We start from the raw sequence: 21,155 nt of genomic DNA on the forward strand, positions 1-21,155 counted from the left end.
GCGCACCGAGGAGTGAACCGGCCGCTTGCGTGCGGTCAGCCGTTAGACGGAGGGCTACCCGTTCGAGCGCAGCGGCGCTCCGGACGACGGTTGCGGCTTCCCGACCCGTCGTGCAGGACGAGCGCGCTCGTACTCGGTGCGCTGCTCGCGGTAGGCCAGCAGCTCGTCCGCCGCACGCCGGGCGGTGTCGAGGTCGAGCGATGCGCCCGCAGCTCCCTCCACCCACGTCGCCGGATCGGTGAAGCCGGTGATGGTCACGTCGTCGTGCTGGACGACGGGAGGCATGAAGGGCGCACCAAGACCGGTGAACAGGAGGACGGGCCGCACCGGCAGGTCGACGCCCCGGCTACGAAGCAGCCGCTGCACCCGCTGGGCGCCGTCCCGGGTCTGCGCCACCTTGCCGGCGAGGTCGGGGACCTGGGCGAAGTCCTGCCGCCGGGAGAAGGAGCTCTTGACCTCGACCGCCAGGCAGCCGTGCGGCGTCAGGACGACGTGGTCGACGTTCACGTGCTCGAACGAGACATCACTGATGACGCCGTAGACGCCAGGGACCCGGCGGAGGTCCGTGCCGACGCTGCGCTCCACCAGCCGGCCGAGGCGGGGATGAAAGCTCCCGTCGACCACGGACATGAAGACGACGGACGAGACGGCGGTGGCGCCGAGGTATAAGCCGAGCACGAGACCCAGGAGCACGGGGGACTGGTGCATCGTCAGGCTCATCCCGAAGGCGGAGGCAGCCAGCGCCACCAGGACGACGGTGAGGTCCTTCCAGCGGCTGCGCAGCAGAGCCCTCCGCCGCGTCCGCAGGTCGTTGTCCAGCCAGGAGACGCGCTCGTGACGGCGACGGTCCACCGGTAGCCGGAGAGCACCGTAGCGACGTCGATCCCAAAGAGAGCCCACGCTGTCTCTTCGGTCATGTGCCCAGGGAGCCGGACTTGCGGACCGCAAGCCTTCACCCGACGGAGTGTCTCCGACGGCGGTTGAGAACGTTACCCGGCTGGTGCTACTTGACCGGGGAAAATTTCTAGGCCAAAGGCGCCTACGTTGACCGGCCAATCAACGTTGCCGTTGTTTGCTCGCTGGCTGGGAACGTTGAACGCGAATGTTTGATCGCAAAACCGCAGCTGGCGGTTAAGCGATCTTTGTAGCCGGCAAGAACGGGCTGGGATCGCCGGCCCAAGTCACCACCAGCTCGTCGCGGGCGCGGCTGCATGCGACGTAGAGAAGCGATCGCTCCCTGTCGATGGCTGCAGGCTGCTCCGCCGGCGCAGTGTGGTCCAGCACATATCGCAGAGGAATGACAGAGGCTGCGGCGCCGAAGACCACGACCCGCGAGAACTCCATCCCCTTGGCCCGGTGCATCGTCGTCACTACGACCGCGTCACGCGTCGACCGCGCATTGGCCGCAAGGACCTCGACGGGCGAACCAACCGCTTGCAGAGCTGCTCGTGCACGCTCCTGGTCGGCCTGGCGCCGGACCAGCACTCCGACAGCACGCGGGTCCTCGCCATCAGTCAGCCATCCCGACACGACCTTCGCGAGGTGGTCGTTCTCGGCTGCGGTGGTGGCGAGCCCGACTTGCTTTGGTTCCACGGTGCCGCTGAATGCGGCACGGTAACCGGCAACGGTCTCCTGGTCTCCCTCGGAGTCGACGATGTCAGCCCCGGCGATGACCCCGAGGGCGAACCTGAGGTTTTGCCGGGACGACCGGTAGTTCAGCGTCAGCCGCCGTGAACGCCCGCGGGTCTCGATGCCGAAGCGGCTGAGCACCAACTTTTCGCCGTAGATCCGCTGGTGGGCGTCTTCACAGATGAACATGTCGTTCGGCCCGGGCGCCACGAGGGCACGCAGGAATCGCCAGTGTCCGGCATGCAGATCTTGACCCTCATCGACGACGACGTGATCGTAGGAGGGCGAGGCGATGGTCGCTGCTCGGGCCGCAAGCAGCTCGTAGGTGGTGAGCTGTTCGGTGTCCAGCGCGCGCCGGAACTCCTCGACAACCCGCCACACCGCCGTTCGCTGCAGGCGGTTGAGCCGCACCGACCGCCCGGGCCGCTTGGCCACCAGGTAGTTGTTCCGGGTCAGCTCTGGCATACCGAGCAGGACGGTGCGCAGCTCCGCGTCCAGGAAGGTCGGGGTGAGCGACCGGACGAGGTCGGCCGGAACGTCGGCGGAGGCGACCGCGTCGATCCACATCCGCTCGGTAGTCCGGCTGTCGGCGAACCGCGGTACGGCCTTGTCGTGCGCCCGAACAGCGGCGTTGACGGCCTGGTCGACACCCTGGACGTCGATGTGCCCGAGCTCCTCGATCGACGCCAGCCGTCGCAGCTGTTCGCTCAGGGAGTCAGCCAGCGTGCGGTTGAAGGTGCACAGCAGTACGCGACCACCGCCGCGTGCCAGGTGGGCGGCGCGGTGCAGGGCGACCACCGTCTTCCCAGTGCCTGCCCCACCGGCGAGCCGGAATGGGCCGTTGTAGACCGGCCTGTCCACGATGGCTCGCTGTTGCGGGTGGAGGAAGGTCCGCCACTCGTCGAAGTCGCCCTCGATCATCCGGCGCAGTTCGTCGTCGCCTTCGATGCGCACGAACTCCATCCGGGTGACGGCGCGCTCCAGGGCCTTATCCGGGTCGTCGTCCGTCGCTGGGTCGTTGACTCCGTAGTCACCGCGGACGTCGTCCAAGCTCTTGCCGGTAGCCAAGTCGAGGAGGGCCTGCTGCTGCCACTCGGGAATGTGGGCGACTAGCCCGAGCAGGTCGTCCTCTGAGGCCACCCGGATGGCCTCAGTCGCGATATCGCGCAGGATGCCGACGCGCACGAGCTCGTCGACGGTGAATGGCAGGATGGGTGGCGCCTCCACCGGCCGTGGTCGTTCGCGAGACGTCTCAACGGCTCTTTGGATCGCCGCTTCCGCGATCAACTCCATCGCGCCGTTGGCCGGGTTGACCTCCAACCGCGTCGTCTGCGCGTAGGCGTACGCCTCGTCGTGCGGCTTGATCGCTGCCATCACGAGCATGCCGCCATCGAGGACGAACAGCACCGCGCGGTTGCTCTGGTCGACACGGGCCGTTCGGACCCGCCTGTCGATCACGTTCTTCGGGATCTTGAGATCCAGCCCGTTGCTGTCCGGGTCTGCGTTCAGCTTCATCATGAAGTCCCACGCTCGGGCCTTCATCGAGCCGTCGACACGCAGGTCCTTCTCGTACTGCTTGGCGATGACGACGGTCACGAGCTGCTCTCCTCCAGGCCGAGCGCGCTGGCGAGCACGGTACGGATGTCGTCCGCACCAGCCCGGAGGACGGTCCACGAGTGAGCCGCCAACCAGGTGTCCCGGTCCGGGTCTGGCTCGAACACGACGACGACGTGCCGGTCTGGCCAGGCGAGGTCGAGCAGGTGCTCGCCATCCGCAACCTCGAGACCGGCCTCCGGCAGTGGGTAGCCGGCAGAGGCGAGGCCGCGGACGATGTCCGCTTCTGGCTCGCCGAACGTCGTGGCGATCTCCTCCCATGCCGGGTCGGCCACCGGGCTCGGCGGCGAACCGGTGATCGACAGGCCAGCCAGGCTGGCCATGTGAGCGTGCCCCGGAGGCAGCAGCTGCAGGACGTTCCCGAGGGCCAGCCAGTCACGCCACGCGGCAATATGGATTTCGGTGCCGACTTCGCCGTCCCGGTCGTCGACAGCCAGCACCACTCGGACGTCGTTCATGCCCCGCACGTCGATCGCGAGGGTCGCGCCACCGGGCGTGCGATCGGTGAGGAGCTCTGACTTGCCGGGGAGGGCATCGGGTGCCTGCCCGAGTACGTCTGCCTCGGCCAGCGTCTCGAGCTGATCAGGAGCCCCCAGCACCGGGGGAGCCGGCACCCCCGCAGCAAAGGCAAGGGCAAGCGCCTGCGTAGAGCGCTGCCAGCGGTCGGTGTCGGGTCGCAGCAGGAGACGGGTCAGGGTGGTGAGCGGATCGCCGAGGAGCTGGGTGACCGGCACGTCTCCCGGCCCGCAGAGCTGCGCGCCGAAATGCTCGGCCGTCGCCGCCACGGCGGTGGTCCAGGCGGCTGGCCCGGCTGTTGAGCTTGCTTCGAAGGCATCGAGGTCGGCGTGCGTGAGCGACCAGACCACGACACCCTGCTGGCGAAGCGCATGCCGCTTGACCGCGTCATCGGCGACCCGGTTGCAGTCGGTGTGGGCGTGATAGCGCACGCCGTCGCAGAAGACCGCGATGCGGGCCATGTCCGGGTCGTCGGTGGTCAGCTCGAAGTCCGGCCGCACGAAGCTGTGGTTGACCTGGGGAGTCAACTTCCACCGGAGGCCAGCCAGGGCCTGCGGGAAGGTGATGTCCGCGCGATCGCCAAAGCTCGTCGCGTGTCGGCTGACGGCGGCACCACGCTTCTTGGCCCAGCCGAGCAGTAGTTCCCGGAAGCGACGTTCGATCGGGGTGTCGTGGGCGGTGACCTTGATGTCGACGAGTGACTCGATCTTCCGCGGGATCCAGTCGCGGAGGATATCGACGAGTAGTTCCTCGGCGCGGTCACGCCGGGCGAGCGCCGCCTGGTACGGCGGTACGTGGGGGAGTAGGCAGCGATGGCAGGCCGTCACCGGGTCGTCCTTGCACGGGCAGTGCGCGATGACGTCCAACGCCGCCTGCAGCAGCCGCTGCACCTCCTCCGGGTCACCGAACCGAGCCAGGTAGCCAGTACCGCCGGGCACCCGGTCGTGCAACACCATCGCCCAGCGATCCACCGAGCCAGGAGAAGGGTCTGCAGCCACGACGACGTCGAGGTGGTCGGGATCGCCGCCGAGCACGGCGCGCAGGCCGACCAGCAGAGCCGCCCGGAACGAGGTCAACAGCGTCGGATCGACCAGCACGACCGGAGGCACCAGCAACCGCACTGCCTGGGTGCGCAGGTGGTGCGTCAGCACCACGCTGGTCCACTGATCGGCGCTCGGCGTCCGGCGTTGGGGGCACCAGCCCCGGTGTCGGGTATCAGCGAGGGTGTTAACGCCGCGCTGCGCCGTCCACACGACTCCGCACTTCGTGCAGGCCTCGAACCGGGCCGCCTGGTAGTCCTCGCCGGCGATCCGGACGGCCGCCCCATTGCGCTCGGCGGGCCCCAGGTTGAGCCAGCGAATGTCGGCCCGGCGGAGGAACTCGGCGCCAAACTGGAAGGTCTCCAACCCCCAGGCGACAGCTATGTCCGCAGGGTCGGCGTCCACAGTGGCGACCAGGTCGAAGGCCGTGCGGCGCCGGTCGTCCCGGTCCTCATCGCGCATCGCCAGTTCACGTGACGCGTACGCCGACGCCTTGCGGAAGGGCAGCGTCCGGATGATCTGGCCGGTGTCAGCGGCGGCCGGGTCGGCGCAGCGCGGGCACGCGGCGATGCTGACCGAGGCCGGCGCGGACCAGCCGCACGATGGGCAGAACCGGCGTAGCTCGTGCGCCGGGTTCTTGCTGCTGCCGAGGTCCAGGCCGTCGACCTCGATGGCCATGCCCCGCACGTAGAAGGTGGCGCCAGGAGCGAGTTCGGCCAGTGCAGTGCGGCTCCCGCGCACGTAGGTGTCCTCGCTGGACTGGGGGTCGCCGGTCTCCTCATCGGTCCACCACAGGCCGACGTCGAGCTGGGTGCTGTCGTCGAGTAGCGCGTAGTTGGGTAGCAGGCCCTGCGACTCCAGGGCGTCGATCCAGTACTGCATCCGCCGGGCCGACTGGGCTGAGCGAACCGCGGAGAGCTCCCCGCGCAGCCGCTTGAGGTCGCGTTCCTGGGCGTCGTCCTTCGACGGCGCCGCGTCCAGCGCGTCGTGCTCGACCTGCAAGGCGCGCTTGCGGGAGTCCAATTCGGCGAGCTCTTCTTGCCAGGCGTGGGCCGCTTCTTCGACAGCCCGTTCCAGGCCTGGGACGTCGCCGTCATCGACGGCGCCCACCCACCGGCGGAGCTCCTCGGCGGTCTCCTTGGTAACGCCGGACCCGAAGCCGGCGAGGAACTCGGTGACGTACTCATCGGCGTGCGCGCGGGCGTCGAGCAGGATGCGCCCGAGGTAAGACGCCGGGCCGAGGCCAGCGGCGAAGACGTCGTGGGCGCGGTGCGGTGGCTGCGGATTCTCAGCGCGAGCCTGCCGGTCGATGAGCGAGGCCAGGTACTGCCGGCGCAGGATCTCGACGGCATCCAGGTAGCAGGCCGGCGGCACGACCTCGCCAGCGATCATGGTGAGCGGGTCAGCCAGGCGCTGGAGCTCCAGCGGGCGGGCAGGGAGCAGGGACAGCACCAGCGAGCTGCCGGTCAGCCGGCCCGCACGGCCGACCCGCTGCAGGTATGAAGCTGTGGAACGCGGCATCGAGGCGAGGGCGACCATCGACAGGTCACCGATGTCGATGCCCAGTTCCAGTGTCGGGGTGCAGGTCAGCACGTTGGGTGCGTCAGCCCGCTGGACGCGCTGCTTGAAGGCGGTCTCCCGGGCGATGCGGTCCCCGCGGCCCAGCAAGGAGGTGTGCTCGCGGGCGACGATGCGCCGAACCCGCCCGGCGCGGTAGAGCTGCCGGTAGTAGTCGGGGTCGAGGTTGACGGCGGTGTAGACGCCGGTGCAGGTCAGCCGCATGCACGGGGCGCCGCGGAGCTGAGCGCGCACGTCTTCCGGGGCCGGTAGGTCGCTTGCGCACACGGTGCACCGCAGGACGGCGGGGGTCTCGCCGGAGGTACGTGCCAGCTGCACTCGTGCGGCTGGCACCTGCCAGACCCGCACGGCGGTGCCGCCGTTGCCCTTGAGTTCGGTCAGCGCACCCGTCCTGGTGAGCGCGTCGAGTAGCGCGCGGACGTAGGCGGGCGCGTCGACGGTCGGGACGCCGAGAGCTCGTGACGTCCACGAGGCGTACCAGCCCTTGGTGCCGGTGATGGTGTCAAAGGCATCGGAGGCCGAGATCGTCGTCGGGTAGCTCGGCGCCGGACGCCCCCGCGGGAACGCAGGCATGCCCTCGCCGCGCGGACGTCCGGACCAGATGCTGCGCCGGTCGCCGCCGTCGGTGGCGAACCGCGCGAACCACGGGTGGCCGATACCGCCCTGGAGCCGGATGCGTTCGAGCACACCGCGGGCCCACCGCAGTTCGCGGCCGCTGGCATGGCCGCGCAGCTCCAGCTGGCCGGTGAGCGCCGGGTCATCGGTGACATCGTCGAGGGATCGCTGCCCACCGAAACTCTCGACCTCGGCGAGGACGGCAGCCGCGATGCTTGGCAGGTCGTCGACGTAGACGTTCGCGGTTGCTGTTCCGGTGAGCTCCAAGGTGCGCCCGAGCCGCGCGGAGAGGCCGAACTCCAGAGCAGCGTGGAAGTCCAGCAAGCGGGTGACCCGTGCGCAGTCTTCCTCCGAGGGGACGTCGTCCAGCCAGAACCGGTGGAACGACGTGACCTTGGCCTTTGGGTCTCGGGGCAGCGACGCGAGGTCCGGCGGCAGGGCGGAGAAGCGGTCCTCTTGGCTCTGCGCGGCAGCGACGACGGCGGCGCCGAGCTGGTCGAGGGTGCAGCCTTCGGCCGGGATGGCGCGCAGCAGCAACGCGCGGCGGTTGAGCGCGTAGGAGCGAGACTCGACGAACCCGGCCCGATGGGAGGCGTCTTGGACGCTGTCGGTGAAGAGCAGAGTCTTCTTCTGCTCCGGCTCGATGTCGGGGCTGGCGAACACTTGGCCTAGAGCAGCGGAGGCGAGGGTAGCCACGCTGGAGCCGAGGAAGCGCAGCCCATCGGCTAGTCCGCAGATGGGGCAGGTCTGGCTGCGGGCCATGTCGTCGTCGGCGGTCACGATCACCGGCACCTCTGTGCTGTGCCGGCCCGAGAGCGTGCGGCTCAGCTCGCCGGTCTCCGCATCGACCCACTGCACGCGGGGGTCGCCGGCGCTGCCCTCTCCCGGCGCGTACATCCAGGCGCGCTGCCGACGACGATCGGTCAGCGCACCCCGCCAGACTGTCTCCGGGGTGACGGTCTCCCCGCCACCGGGCTTTGCCGCCGCTCCCCAGCCGGAGCGGCCGCAGTGGCGGCAGTACACGGCGGCCAGCGCGTGACCCTGCTGTTGGTTGTTTCCCTCGAACCACTCGAAGCGCGGGGCAACGTCCAAGCGTCGCAGCACCCGGCTGACCTCCCGCAGCCACAGTTGGACGTCGACGGTGAGCAAGGCGCGACCGTTCTCGTCACGGGCGTGGCTGAGCAGCGCGAGGTAGGCGCACACCGCGATGCGGGCGTCGCCCGGTCGGGCCGCCCAGCCCGGTTCGACGCCGGCGGCGACGTCGTCCAGGTGTCGTGGGTCTCGAGCCTCGGTGACTAGCCGGCGGGTCATCGGGTGTGCACGCAGCCGGCGACCCAGCTCGCGGGTGTCGTCGGTGACTGAGCCCAGGAACACCTGCTGAGCTGCGTCGACGACGTCGGCGTGCGATCGGCAGCGGGCGAGGGCGGTGACGATGCGGTCGAGCAGGGGGACGGCGCCGACCGGGCCGGTGGCCCACTCGGCGGGTGCGAGCCGGTCTTCGCGCACGATGGCGTCGGCGTTGAACGGAACGCCGAACACCGTCTCGGCGAAGGCGCGCAACGCGTCGGTGCTGTCGTCGCCGGTACCGAGAGTGGCTGAGGTGGCGACCGGCGTGATGCCGGTCAGCGGACCGTCGTCGTCCTGGGTGCCCAGTGCCATACCAAGCCGGCGCAGCAGCATGGCGACGTCAGTGCCCTGCGCCCCGTCGTAGGTGTGGAACTCATCGAGCACGAGGTAGCGCAGCGAGGTGGCCGCACCGTCGAAGAGGCGCTTGTCCTCGCTTCGGAGCAGGAGCATGTCGAGCATCTTGTAGTTGGTGAGCAGGATGTCCGGCGGGTTGTTGCGTAGCTCGTAGCGGTTGCCGATGACGTCGGTCTCGGTCATCGCGGTGGTGTCGGGCGAGTCGCCGGTGTACAGGCCCACCCGGACGCCGCCGAGCTCCTCGGGATGGGCGTGCACGAGGGCCGCGATGCGGCGGGCCTGGTCGTTGGCCAGCGCGTTCATCGGGTAGAGCACGATCGCTTTGATCCCGCGCACGTCGGCGCCACGGCGGGCGTGGTCGAGCAGGGGCACTAGAAAGCTCTCGGTCTTTCCCGAGCCGGTACCGGTGGTGACGATGGTCGGCTCGGGTACGTGCTGCTTGGACGAGAGTCGGCGCCACGCCTCAGCCTGGTGCCGGTGCGGGGTGAACCCGGCTGGGATGAACTGCAGGGCGTCCCGCCATCCGTCGGCCGCGGCGCGGAAGGGGAGGCGGAGCCGGACGTACGGCCCGCGGAAGACGCCGAACTGGTCGTCGGCGATGAATCGTTCGAGCTCAGCCCGGACGTCGTCGTCGGCGAGCGCGAACGTGGTGCCGAGGAAGCTGGTCAGCGTTGCACGCAGCTCCTCCGCGACCAACGACGGCAGCATGATCGTCCTCGTTCCCCCGCGTTACGGACAGGCCAGCACACTATGTGTCACGGACCCAACACTGGCGGAACCGGACTCGGTAACGGCCTGACCATGTCGGGGGAGTCTCCCGACCGCCACGACGCAGATGTGTGAAACTCGCACACGTGAACAAGGCGGAGCTAGGTCGGCGAGTGGCGACCGCGCGCAAGGATCAGGGACTCACCCAACAGCAGCTCGGTGAGCGGCTGGGCCTAGACCCCTCGGCCGTGTCGCGTCTGGAGAAGGGCGAGCGCAAGTTGAGCGTGCCCGAGCTGGTAGGCATCGCCGAGGCGCTAGGCCGACCGCTGACGCTCTTCGTATCTGATGCGGCGCCGGCGATCGTGAGTCGACGCTCAAACCCTAACGCGTCACACGGCTCGACCGACCAGCTCGATCGTGAGCTGCAGATGTTCGAATCCGACGTCCGGACCCTGCTCAGCCTCCGACTGCTGCGTGGCCCCGGTCGCGACGTGACCGCCCGCACCCCAAAGAACCACCGGGCTGCTGAGAACATGGCATGGGCGATGCGTCAGCGGCTGGGCCTGGGTGCCGCGCCGATCGACGACCTTGGGAGTGCAACGGCGTCGCTCGGCCTCTACTCCTACGTTGCTGAGCTTGGCGCGGACGGGCCGGACGGCGGCTGCGTGGCCGTCGAGGAAGATGGAACCCCAGGTGCTGGGGTAGCCGTGATCAACGGCGACCTGCCTTCGGGGCGACGCCGAATGACACTGGCGCACGAGTTGGGGCATTGGCTCTCGGGGGACGCCTTCGACGCGGCTGCCACGGATGCCGAACGGATGATCAGCTCATTCGCCATCCACTTCCTGATGCCGCGGGCAGGGGTCGCGTCGGCGTGGCAGTCAGCCGCGCCACTGCGGGAGCGATGCCTCCGGTTGGCCGCTGAATTCCAAGTCAGCTGGTCCGCGGCCCTGGGGCAGCTGAGCAACCTCAACCTAATTAGCCGCCCAGAGTTTCGAAGCTTGTCGGCGCAGGAACCGCGGCGCGGCGAGTTCGTGCAGCTCGGCGTGGGGTGGACGGAAGATATGCGCTCGCCGTACATCGCTCCCCTCGTGGCTCAAGCGGCCGTCGATGGGTACGTGTCCGGCAAACTGACCATGGACCGGGTCGTCGGTATCCTTCGCGGCACGTTGGGTCCGGGCGACCTCCCGGAGGTCTCACCTCTCACTCTTGACGATCTTCGCCCTGCCTTTTCGGGACACGGTGCCTGAATCGGTGCGGTGGGTAGTCGACACCAGCTGCTTCACCCATCTCTTTCAGGCTGGCCTTGGCCAGCTGCTCGAAGAGTTAAGTCCCGGTGGCATCGTGCTCATCCCCACGGACGTGCTTACCGAAGTCGCAAACCGACGGTCGCTGCACGCGGGAATCCCCGATCCACAAAGCCTCAACTGGGTAGAGACGGCGGTGCTTACCGACGATGAAGTACTGACGCACCTCCAGGTCAACGTCGCACTGGGTGGTGAAGGTCAGCGCCACCTCGGGGAGTCGGCCGTCATTTCCACCGCGTACCACCGGGGCCTGATTGCGATACTCGACGACCGCGCGGCCGTGGCGCAGGCAGACGAGCTGGGGGTTCCGCACTACAGCACGCTGTGGCTGGTGGTGGAGGCGTACCGAACGGTGTTCGGCCGGGACCGACAGCGAGCCGCTGAGGCAGTCGACGGCCTTCTCGCCTCAGGCATGTACCTGCCGATCTCAGACGGCGACAGTCTCGTCGTTTGGGCCTACGAGGAGGGCATCCTTCCTTAGGTGCTTGGTTGAGTCATGACTGACGGATTGAGGCGCGGCGGGTGAACTCGGCGTGGGCGATGGTCATCTCGACTTCGCGGTCGACGCCGGTGAAGGGGAGCTGCCACACGCCGCCGGCCGCCCGGGCCAGGTCGGCTTTCTCACCCTTCTTGGCGTACTCTTTCAATACCTCCGCGGGCACCTGACGGCCGTTGGCGTCCATCTGCATGACTCGCTCGTACTTGCGCAGAACGCCGAACTGAGTCCGGTAGATCGCGCACAGTTCTTCCGCGGTGATGCCGACCATTACTGCAGCCAGCGCGTCGATCTCGACCAGTGCTTGCCGGCGCTCCGCGTCCCTCCGCAAGGGGGTGGTTGTCGTCCACTGCGCTTGGACGTCGCCCATCGCGGAGGCCGGCAACTCGCGTGTCCAGGAGTCCTGCTGCCAGGTGAGATCGAACAGCTCCTCCCACAGCGGCGCATAGTCGGCAGTCAGACAATTCAACCGTAGCGCTCGCAGAATTAGCTCAGGAACGAGTACATGCTCCCGCGGATGCGGGAAGCGACGGATCACCGATTGGTTGAGCTCGGCGAAACCGCTGGCCTTGACCATGAAGTCGACAGGCAACGAGGACCACAGGCCAGCCGCGATAGCCAGGTCGGTCGTCTTGATGTCACCAAGGGACAGTACGCCGTGAATGTGCGCTGCGCCCGGAGGAATTAGCGCTGCGTGCAAGGTTCGAACGGTGACCGAGTCGGCCATGCGACGCCAGGCAAGTCGGAAAAATGCGTTGTTTGACTTGCCGTTCCACCTCGGATAACCAGAGATGTACTCCTCCGCGGTCTTGGCGCGCTGATAATTCGTGCGTGGGAGGGCTCGCTCTGGTAGTGACTCCAGGTTCCAAGGGCTGTAGTCCTGATTGCTGCGCATCGTTGGGTTTGGTTGCTTAGCGAACGGGGTGGCGACGGTAATGTGTGGGCCCTGAAGAATCACGTCGTTCCACGTTGCCGGCGTTGCGGATTGTCCGCTAAAGTATCCTGCTTGCCGGTCGCTTGTCTCGTTCCAGCCGGAGGTCCAGGAAAAGTCGTTCGCTCCGAAGCGCCGAGCGGCCGCCAGCTTGCTCAGCACCGCTTGGCTCGACGAGGTGACGGGTCTCAACATGCGAGCCTCTGCGCTAGGCGTACCGGGCTCATCGATGAGGGCACCCCAATCCGCCAGCACGTTGTTATCGACGGTGATGATCCGGTTGCCGTGAGGTCGAATGTCCCATGTGTCTTCGTCATTTCGAACACCAGGTTCAAGGCCGTTCCCGTCGTGTTCAAGGGATCGCTCGACGGTGCTCGGTTGAAAGATAGATGACGCATTAAGGAACCGCGGGTCGCGCTCGTGCCCGTAAATGTGCACGCCGAAGGTTCGCGCGTGCCCCATCTCGAAATGGCGAAATTCGTTGTGAAACTGCCAGTGGCGCCGAAGTCGTCGGTAGGTCATGCGTCGCAAGCCACCGGCCCTAGCCTCGGTTAGGTGTGACTCTGGATGAATTAGCCCAACGACACCGGTTGGTGCCATGAATCGCCAAGTGCGGTCCATAAAACACCGGTAGAGGTCGGGGCGCAGGCCCGCAAGAAGCGGACGGTCAACCGTGCTGCCGAGGTGGTCGCTCAATCCAGCGATCGCCGCCCGTGCATCGAGATAGCGCTGGGTACGGGCAGCGGATCCCAGGACGAGCGCACGGCGCTCTCGGATGTCGGCTACGGCAGGCTTGTCGGCCAACCCAAACCAGGCGTCGCTCTCGGCCAAAGTCAGGGCGTCGTCCCAGTCCGGGCGTACCCAGGGTGGGTTGCCGAGCTGCAGGTTGAAGCCGCCGCTGCGGGCGAAGACCGGGCCGAAGGCAAGCTCCCAGTGAAAGAACCCGTCACGGCGGCCGATCTGCTCGCAGACCCGCAGCCACGGCTGCTCGCTCAGCACCCGGGCCAGCGGGCGGGCGCCGGCCACAGCCCCGTCGTCGTGCTCGGCGCGGTCCAGGTCGTCCCAGCTGGCGAGGTCGGAGAAGAACGTCGCGTCCCCGTGCTTGGGGTTCTCCCTAGCCGGGATGCCGAGCAGCCCTTCCAGCGCGACAAGCCACTGCTCGCGGGTGGGCGGCGCGACCTCAGCGGTCACCGGCCAGCTCCACAGCGCGGCCCAGGCGTCCATCACCCGGTGCAGCCGCTGGTAGACGCCTTCCGGGTCGGTCAGCACCTTCTCGATCTGCTCCCGCTGCACCGCACCCGACCCGGCACGCAGGTCGTCGGCGCCCCACACGTCGATGTGCCGGCGGGCTTCGGCCTCGGCAATCTCCAGCCGGCGCAACGCCATCCTCCACAGCACCTCGACCCGCTGCGCTAGCGCAGCCAGCCGCTTGCGCTCCGGCGGCGACAGGGCGGCGGTGACCTTCTTCCGCCACTCCGCGAGCTTCGCCCGGGCGCCAGGGGCCAGCTCCTTGGCCTCTTTGGTGTCGGCCACCGCGCCCCACCCGGCAGCGGGCAGCAGAAAGTGGTGAACCTCGCCGGCCTTGATCGCCGTGACCAGTGGACGAGCGGTGGGCACGGTGGTGAGCCAGGCCTTCTTGTCGAGCTCCTTGCTCGAGTACACCTCGCGGCGGGCGCCGATGAGCGAGTTCCCGCGGCGCAGGTGCAGGCCGAACCACGGCGCACGCAAGCCCGGGTGCATGGAATCGAGCCACAGGGTGATCTCGGCCAGCTCGACGGCGGTGGCATTTAGGTCGACGCCATAGCACTGATGGAGCGCGATGTGCGCCTTCACCTTCTGCAGCTCGGCGGGGTACTCCTCGGCCGCGATGCGCTCACCCAACTCGGCCTGCCGACGCTTGAGGTACTGCTCGGCAAGCTGGTTTACCGCCTCCACCAGGAAGGCGCCCGACCCCAGTGCGGGCTCGCAGATCGTCAGACTGAGCAGCTCGGCCGCGGGCGTCGTCCGGCCGTCCTGGTCGAGCAGCTCGGCCAGCGAGTGGTCGACCACCAGCCGGGTCAGCACCTCGGGCGTGTAATAGCTCGCGCTCCGCTGCCGCTCGTAGCCCGACAGTCGAAACACGAAATCGCCGGGTGCGTAGCTGACGTTGCGGACCACGCCCGTCTCCGGGTCTGTCGTCCGGACGAACCACGACTCGTCGAAGCCTGCGGTCGAGGCCTGCGGAACCACCCACGAGCCCTTGCTACGGTCACCGTCCTTGGCGACCTCTACCGAGGGCACCGTGGCGATCGAGCCGGTGTAGGACATCAGGCCCTCGTACACCGCGCCGAGCTGGTTGATGCCCAGCTGGGCGTAGGAAACGAAGCCCCGATCGCGGCCTTTTTGCTTTTTCGACAGCAGCAGCCGGCCGAGCACCTGCTGCAGGCAGCGGTTGCCCAGTCCGACCTCGTCGATCAGCGCGACAGCGTCATGGGAGAAGAGATCGGCGCGCAGGGCTTCAAACCGCAGTTCGCCGCCGTCGTCCACCGACTCGTCGTTCCGAGTGCCTTGGGCGCTCAGGGTCTCCGGCGGGTAGCCGTCGTTGACCAGTCGGAACAGGGTCTTCAGCGATTCGTAGACGTGAGTGCCGCGCTGGGCCTGCTCGGTGGTGAGCTCGGTGAGCACCAGCTCGCGCAGCCGGTCCAGCCCGTAGCCCTCGGCGTACTCGGGCGTCTTGACCGGCAACACACCCAGCTCCGGCCGCGCCTCGGCGTAGAGCAGAAAGAGGATCCGGTACAGGAAGCGCAGGGACTGGCGGGTCAGGTCAGCGGCGAGATCCGGGATGTCGTCCGGCATGCCTTGGGCGCGGCGGCGGTGCAGCACATCGGTGGCCAGCAGCTCGATCGACTCGCGGATGCCGTCGCGCAGATCCTGGGAGACGCCAACCGCGTGCTTCACCGACTCCTGCAGCAGGGTGCCGATCAGCGCGATGCCATCGTCGGCGGGCAGCAGTGCGTCGGCGGAGACGAGCGCGGCGGCCGTCTCCAGCTCGCCGGCAGCCTTGACATCGCGACGGTCGCAGACGGTTGCCAGGTCAACGGCGAGCCAGCGGCCCTCGGGCCAGCGTTCCCGTTCGGCAAGCAGCAGCCACGCCCCGGCGGTGACCAGCACCAGGGCCGGGGGCTCTTCGGTCTGGAAGATCTCGCTGATTGCCGTCGCAGTGGCCGAAATGGTCTCGTTGCCCAGCTGAACCGGGTGCAGCAGATGGCCTCGGCCCGTTGCGTCGTCGTCCTCGTCGTCCAGGAGATCCTCGACTGTGAGGGCGTCGCGAGCTTGGAGCACCAGCAGGGGCGTGCTGGCTGGGGAGCCGAGCGCGATGGCGTCGACGGTGAGCTCGGCAGCACCCCGGTCACCGGTCCAGGAGGTCTCGTCGCCGGGGAGCTGCAGCGCCGCTCGGACGGCGGTGTGCAGCGCGTTCAGCGGCTCCGTGGTGTCGCGGCCGGCAGCGTCAGCTTCTCGGATGCGAGTGAGCCGATCGACGAAAGTGCCAGCCAACGCGCGCAGACCGGAGCGGGGGGTCTCCTTGCCGTAGCTCTCGCGTTCGGCCCAGGCGGTGCGCAAGGTCTTGACGGTGGCCGGGAACTGCTCGGCGAGCCAGTGTTCGGAGACCAGGTCGTTGCCGACCACGATGGAGTCGAAAGCGGACATCAGCGTGTTCCCTTGGTGGTGTGGGGGAGGAGTAGCAGCAGGACGCGCACCATCGGATCGGGGCGGGCCGTGAGACTCGCGGCCAGCTCGGTCGCGGTCCGGCGGTTGCGTTCGGTCTCCCGGCGTAGCCGAGCAGCCTGCGCGGGGGCACGGGTCTCGGCAAGCTGCTCAGCCTGGGCGCTCCAGACGTCGATGCGCTGTTCGGCGTGCTCAATCGGAGCGGTCAACGCGGTGACCCGGCTGGAGTGCAAGGCCGACATGTAGTCGTTCATCTGGGCCACCGCGCGGGGGACGAGCGACTGGTAGCGGGTGAGGTCGATCGGCTCGCCGGTGTTCACCCCACCCTTGGTGAAGCCCGAGTGCTCCAGCAGCCACGCAACGTCCTCGGAGACGATCGGCGGAACACCGGCGGCGCCGAACTCCTGGGCCACGATGGTGCGCAGCACGACCTGCCCACGCCGGTTGCTCAGCGTGCCCAGGGTGATTGCAGTGGGGGCATCGACGTCGGCCAGCGCCACCGGCACGTGGTTGCGGCCAAGCCGACCCAGTGCTCGGTCGACGGCCCAGTCGAGCACCGGGTGCAGCGGGGAGAGGTAGTGCGCGGAGGGCCACTGTGTGGTCTGGTCGTTGCGTGCGGTGCGCAGCGAGGCGTCGGCGGCCTCGCGAGTGGTGGCCAGCACCAACCCCTCGCGGACCTTCCGCTCCGCCAGATAGCTCTGCGGGAGCGAGCCGAGCCGAGCCATCAGGTCCCGCGGCGGGACCAGCTCCACCACGTCGTCATCGGGGTGCTCGCGCCAGCCGACCCCGCCGTCGGCCGGCGCGGCACCTGGCTCGTGGAACGCCTCGTGCAACGCCTCGCGGAGGAAGGCCAGCTCGCTGCCGAACAGACCGTGCTCGTCGGCCTCCGGGACCTTGGGCGGTGCAGCGTCCGTCTTCGCCTTGAGCATGGCGAGGACGGCGAGGCCGCTCACCTTGGGCCCAAGCTGTTCCGGCTGGGGCACGACGTCGTCCAGGGATGAGCCGTCGGCGAGCGCCTTGCGAATGGCGTCCTCCTCGCGGCCGACGTCGTGCAGGTCGAGCAGGCTGGCCGCGTCGCCGAGCGCGGCGTGGGCGGCGTGCTCCTTGTCCAGCAGCTTGCTGATCACTCGGACGTCCCCGGAGAAGCGGTCGTCGGACGTGGTGAGCGCGAGCGTGGTGATGATCGGCGGGTGCACCTGGCCGTAGCGGTCGATGCGGCCGTTGCGCTGCTCGATCCGGATGAGGCTCCACGGGATGTCGACGTGGATGAGGTGATGGCACTGCTTGTGCAGGTTGACGCCCTCGCTGGCGACATCGCCGGTGAGCAGTACCCGCACCGGGGTGGCCGAGCGACCGAAGCGGTCGACGACGTCCAGCTGCTCGGCGTCCGGCAGACTCCCGTGCAGGACGGCGAAGGCGTCGTCGTTCAGGCCCAACGCCTTCGGCAGCTTGGCGCGCAGCCAGCGCAGAGTGGCGAGCCGCTCGGTGAACAGCACCACGCGAACGTCACTGCCCTTGCCGACGCCGATACCCCGCAGGTAGTCGGTGAGGGCGCGGAGCTTGGCTGAACCTTCGCGAGCTGCGGCTTCGGTCAGCTCAGCAAGCCTCGCCAGCGCAGCACCCTCCGCGGTGTGCGTCTCACCCTTGTCGGCCACCGTCTTCTGCCGGTTCTGCACGGTCTCGAGCAAGGCGTCGGCGGAGGAGAGGAACGCCTTTGCCAGGGTCCACGGGAACAGCTGCCGGCCCTGCCCGGTGATCGGCGCCTTGCCCTCGGCTGGGTGCAGCCAGACGGTGGAGAGCTCGGTGGCGACGGCGTCCTCGGCTGTGGTGGCCTGGACTGGAAGCACCTGCGGGGCCGGGCGCTTGGCCCACGTCGTGCCGACCTCGCGGGCGACGTCCGGTGAGTTGCGGTGCCGCCGAATGAACAGGTGCTCGATGTCGCTGAGCTCGTAGTTTTTCGGGTCGGCGATCGCGATCGGGTCGAGCAGCTGCACGAGGTTGGCGAACGACTCGGGGTCCCCGTTGTGCGGAGTTGCAGAGGCCAGCAGGAGCGCCTCGGTGTTGGGCGCGATGGTGCGGGCGAGCCGGCTGTTGAGGGTCGCCGTCCGGGCGAGGTTGTGCGCCTCGTCGATGACGACGACGTCCCACCGGTGGTGCTCGAGGTGGGCGCGGTAGCGGGCCGACTTCAGGGTGTCGATGGAGACGATCACCTTGGGGAACTTGGTGAAGGGGTTGCGGCTGGCGGGCAGATCGCGGCGAACCCGCGCGATTCCCTCGGAGTCCAGGCGCACCAGCGGGATGCCGAAGCGGGTCCAGAGCTCAAACTGCATCTGCTCCAACACGTGCCGAGGCGTGACGACCAGAACGCGGTCGGCGCGGCCGCGGCGCTGCAGCTCGGCCAGGGTCATGCCGATCTCGAGGGTCTTGCCCAACCCAACGGCGTCAGCGATGAGCAGCCGGGGGCGGAGACGGGCCGGGTCGAGTGCGCGCTGGACTGCCTGGCGCTGGTACTCGTTGCGATCGAGCAGCATGTGCTGGGCGACGGTGAGGCCCGGCTCGTGCAGCGGCATGGGTGTCTTGCGCCGGACCGCCTCGACCCACAGCCGGCTGCGGCGGAAGCCCGGGGAGGTGTCCTGCACGAGCTCGGCCTCGGCGGGGTCGAGCCGCTCGATGGTGTCAAGCCCGGTGAAGAACGTGGCGGCCATGCCGCGCACCAGCTCGGTGCGGCCGACGCAGCGGACCTTCCATCCATCGCCGGCGGGTTCGGTGGACGAGACCACCCACTCCTCGTCTCGAACCACGACGACGCTTCCGGCCGGATGAGCAGCGGTAGCGGACATGAGTCTCCCCCCGAGACGGCGTGTGACTGGACGACAGTAGGTGAGCAGCCACGAGCGTCTAGCTACTTGGGCGTTTTTCGAGACCTTGAGAGGGCGCGCCCTGCCCGGTACGTCCGTGCCGCGTCTCAGCGGCACCATCCGTATCTCACTGCCACGGAAGTGACGCAGCTCCCGCGGGAGCGCCCTCCGTTGATCTAACGTCCGACGAGCCTCACCGGAACCGGCGGGGACGGAAGTCAGGGGTCGCATGCGCGCGCACGAGGTCAGCTTCTTGGACCTGGTTCAAGGGGAAAAGCAGTTCCAGGTGCCTCTCTATCAGCGCACCTACGCGTGGAAGCTCGCGCAGCTCGAGCAGCTGTGGCGCGACCTCCTCGATCAGGCAGAGGCGTCGGCTCACCCCGGCGGTCGGTCGGGTCACTTCATCGGTTCCATCGTGCTGGCGCCCAGCCCGACCTTGTCCGCCGGCGGAGTGCAGCGATGGCTGGTTGTGGACGGGCAGCAGCGCCTCACCACGTTGATGCTGGCTCTTGCTGCCATCAGGGACCACGTGCGGGACACCGAACCGGCAACGGCCGACCGCATCACGCGGCAATACCTCGTCAACGAGTTCCGCACGGGCGACGAGCACCTTCGCCTGCTCCCGACCCAGGCCGACCGGGAGGCTTTCCGGTCACTCGTGTTGGGGAACACGCAGCACATCGGGTCGACGGGCGGCATCGCCGAGGCCTACCAGTTCTTCCGCACGGCGCTCGTCAAGGCGGACGACCCCGACGACCCGGAGGACATCAACCGGATCGAGCAGGTGATCCGCTCGGGTCTGTCCATCGTCGAGATCACTGCTGACCGCGGGGACAACGTCTTCCGGATCTTCGAGTCGCTGAACAACACCGGGCTTAAGCTCAGCCAAGCGGACCTCCTGCGGAACTACCTGTTCATGCGGCTCCCAACTCGCGGCGAAGACGTCTACCGCGACATCTGGATGCCGATGCAAGACCGGTTGAGCTCCTCGGAACTGGAGCTGCTCGTTTGGCTGGACCTCGTCATCCGCGGCAACGAAACCGTTAAGCAGTCGGAGATCTACCGGGCGCAGCAAGTGCGCCTGGAGGGAATCGATGCAGACGACGAAGAGGGCGTCGTCCGAGAGATTGCCGAGTTGGGGCGGCGTGCGCGTCACCTGGAACGCGTTCTCCACCCGGAGAAGGAGCCCGACGAGCAACTCCGAGTGGGGCTCCAGCGCCTCCGTGATTGGAACGCCCAGACGTCTTATCCCCTGATCATGCACCTGCTCGACCTGCTCGATCGCGGGGTCACGACCGCTCCGGAGGTGGCCCAGGCGCTCAGCTACGTCGAGAGCTACGTCGTTCGCCGGATGGTCTGCCAGGTGCCGTCCAACAACCTTAACCGGGTCTTCAACGCCTCTTCGCCGGCCGTTGGTGAGAGTTCCGGAGCTGCCGCAGACGTCCGGCGTTACCTGTCTGGGCGTCGCCGCTACTGGCCCAGCGATGCCGAGCTCCGGCGAAGTGTCCGGACCCGCCCCTTCTACTGGATCGGTCGCTGGCCACAGCGGGTCTTCGTCCTGCGCCGGCTGGAGGAGAGCTACCGGGCAGCCGAGCCGGTCGACTTCGCGAAGGCCCAGTTGACTATCGAGCATGTGCTCCCGCAGACGGCCACGGAGGAATGGCTTGCCCTTCTGTCGGACGAAGTGACCGACGAGGGCGGTCCGCAGCAGCTGCACGACCTGGTTGTGCACACACTCGGAAACCTGACCCTCTCCGCGGAGAACGCCCGCCTCTCGAACAGCCCCTTCCAACGCAAGCAGGACATCCTCTCGGCGAGTGCGCTGCGCATGAACAGGGAGATTGCCGAAGCTCCCGGCTGGGGAAAGAAGCAGATCCTCGAGCGCGCCGACGTGCTTGCCGAACGGATGATCTCGCTGTGGCCTGGGCCGGCCGAGCGCGGAGCAGAGTCAGGGGACGAGGGGCGCGATTGGACCCTGCTGTGGAGGGCGTGCAGCGTCATCCCTGAGGGAGCGTGGACCACCTACGGCGACATGGCGGAGCTGATCGGCAGCCACCCGGTCCCGGTCGGTGCCCACCTCGCTACCCAGCCCGTGCCGAATGCCTGGCGGGTCCTGAACTCGGAAGGGCGAATCTCTCCGCAGTTCCGGTGGGGCGATCCCGAGCGAACCGACGACCCCATCGACGTATTGGAGCGGGAAGGGGTGACCTTCACCGGCAAGCGGGCGAACCCGGCGCAACGGCTCACTGCTCGCGAGATCGCTGACCTGCTGGGGATGGAGCCTGTCGAGCCGCCAGTGCGGCCAACCACGGAGGCCCCGTTGGCCGAGGGTGTCCCGCCCCGGGTTCAGTGGAGGCTCGGAACTGACGCGGCGACGGTAGTCGCCGCGGTGTTGTGCCGGTAGAAGTTGTCTTCGTGTTCGGCCGGTGGGATCAGGCCGATTTCGCCGTGCAGGCG

At 68.3% G+C, this 21,155-nt stretch carries 8 protein-coding genes; 3 read left to right on the plus strand and 5 right to left on the minus strand.

Annotation, left to right across the window (positions count from 1 at the left end; genetic code table 11):
* Positions 1-54 precede the first annotated feature (54 nt).
* The 3 genes from FHL79_RS05230 to FHL79_RS05240 form a co-directional block, all read right to left on the minus strand.
* Positions 55-852 carry a nuclease-related domain-containing protein gene (locus tag FHL79_RS05230; RefSeq protein WP_138757571.1) on the minus strand — a complete coding sequence of 266 codons (798 nt, stop codon included), beginning with the start codon at positions 850-852 and terminating at the stop codon, positions 55-57.
* A 279-nt stretch (positions 853-1,131) separates the two neighbouring features.
* A complete protein-coding gene (locus tag FHL79_RS05235) occupies positions 1,132-3,225 on the minus strand; it encodes a UvrD-helicase domain-containing protein (RefSeq protein ID WP_171058028.1) in 2,094 nt (697 codons plus the stop codon).
* Positions 3,222-9,401, minus strand: a complete 6,180-nt coding sequence (locus FHL79_RS05240) for a DEAD/DEAH box helicase (RefSeq protein ID WP_138757573.1) — start codon at positions 9,399-9,401, stop codon at positions 3,222-3,224. The genes FHL79_RS05235 and FHL79_RS05240 overlap by 4 nt, the downstream gene beginning before the upstream one ends.
* Positions 9,402-9,547: 146 nt before the next feature.
* On the opposite strand from FHL79_RS05240, the gene FHL79_RS05245 reads away from it, so the two are divergent.
* Together FHL79_RS05245 and FHL79_RS05250 are read left to right on the plus strand one after the other, a co-directional pair.
* Positions 9,548-10,651 (plus strand): helix-turn-helix domain-containing protein, encoded by a 1,104-nt coding sequence (locus FHL79_RS05245; protein ID WP_171058029.1) that lies wholly within the window; start codon positions 9,548-9,550, stop codon positions 10,649-10,651.
* Positions 10,611-11,189: a PIN domain-containing protein gene (locus tag FHL79_RS05250; protein WP_138757575.1), complete on the plus strand. Its 579-nt coding sequence runs from the start codon at positions 10,611-10,613 to the stop codon at positions 11,187-11,189. The genes FHL79_RS05245 and FHL79_RS05250 overlap by 41 nt, the downstream gene beginning before the upstream one ends.
* A 13-nt stretch (positions 11,190-11,202) precedes the next feature.
* Here FHL79_RS05250 and FHL79_RS05255 read toward each other — a convergent pair whose 3' ends face one another.
* Positions 11,203-15,822, minus strand: coding sequence for a DNA methyltransferase (locus FHL79_RS05255; protein ID WP_138757576.1), 4,620 nt, complete (start codon positions 15,820-15,822; stop codon positions 11,203-11,205).
* Positions 15,822-18,620, minus strand: coding sequence for a helicase-related protein (locus FHL79_RS05260; RefSeq protein ID WP_218938332.1), 2,799 nt, complete (start codon positions 18,618-18,620; stop codon positions 15,822-15,824). The genes FHL79_RS05255 and FHL79_RS05260 overlap by 1 nt, the downstream gene beginning before the upstream one ends.
* Before the next feature lie 307 nt (positions 18,621-18,927).
* On the opposite strand from FHL79_RS05260, the gene FHL79_RS05265 reads away from it, so the two are divergent.
* Positions 18,928-21,102 (plus strand): GmrSD restriction endonuclease domain-containing protein, encoded by a 2,175-nt coding sequence (locus tag FHL79_RS05265; RefSeq protein ID WP_138757578.1) that lies wholly within the window; start codon positions 18,928-18,930, stop codon positions 21,100-21,102.
* The last annotated feature ends 53 nt before the right edge of the window (positions 21,103-21,155 follow it).

Source organism: Modestobacter altitudinis (assembly GCF_005930475.1).
Classification (GTDB): Bacteria; Actinomycetota; Actinomycetes; order Mycobacteriales; family Geodermatophilaceae; genus Modestobacter; species Modestobacter altitudinis.

What these genes read in the sequence shown, in the direction of transcription:
- FHL79_RS05255 (WP_138757576.1), bottom strand. Translation starts at nt 15,822, where the DNA reads ATGTCCGCTTTCGACTCCATCGTGGTCGGCAACGACCTGGTCTCCGAA.
- FHL79_RS05265 (WP_138757578.1), top strand. Translation starts at nt 18,928, where the DNA reads ATGCGCGCGCACGAGGTCAGCTTCTTGGACCTGGTTCAAGGGGAAAAG.
- FHL79_RS05240 (WP_138757573.1), bottom strand. Translation starts at nt 9,401, where the DNA reads ATGCTGCCGTCGTTGGTCGCGGAGGAGCTGCGTGCAACGCTGACCAGC.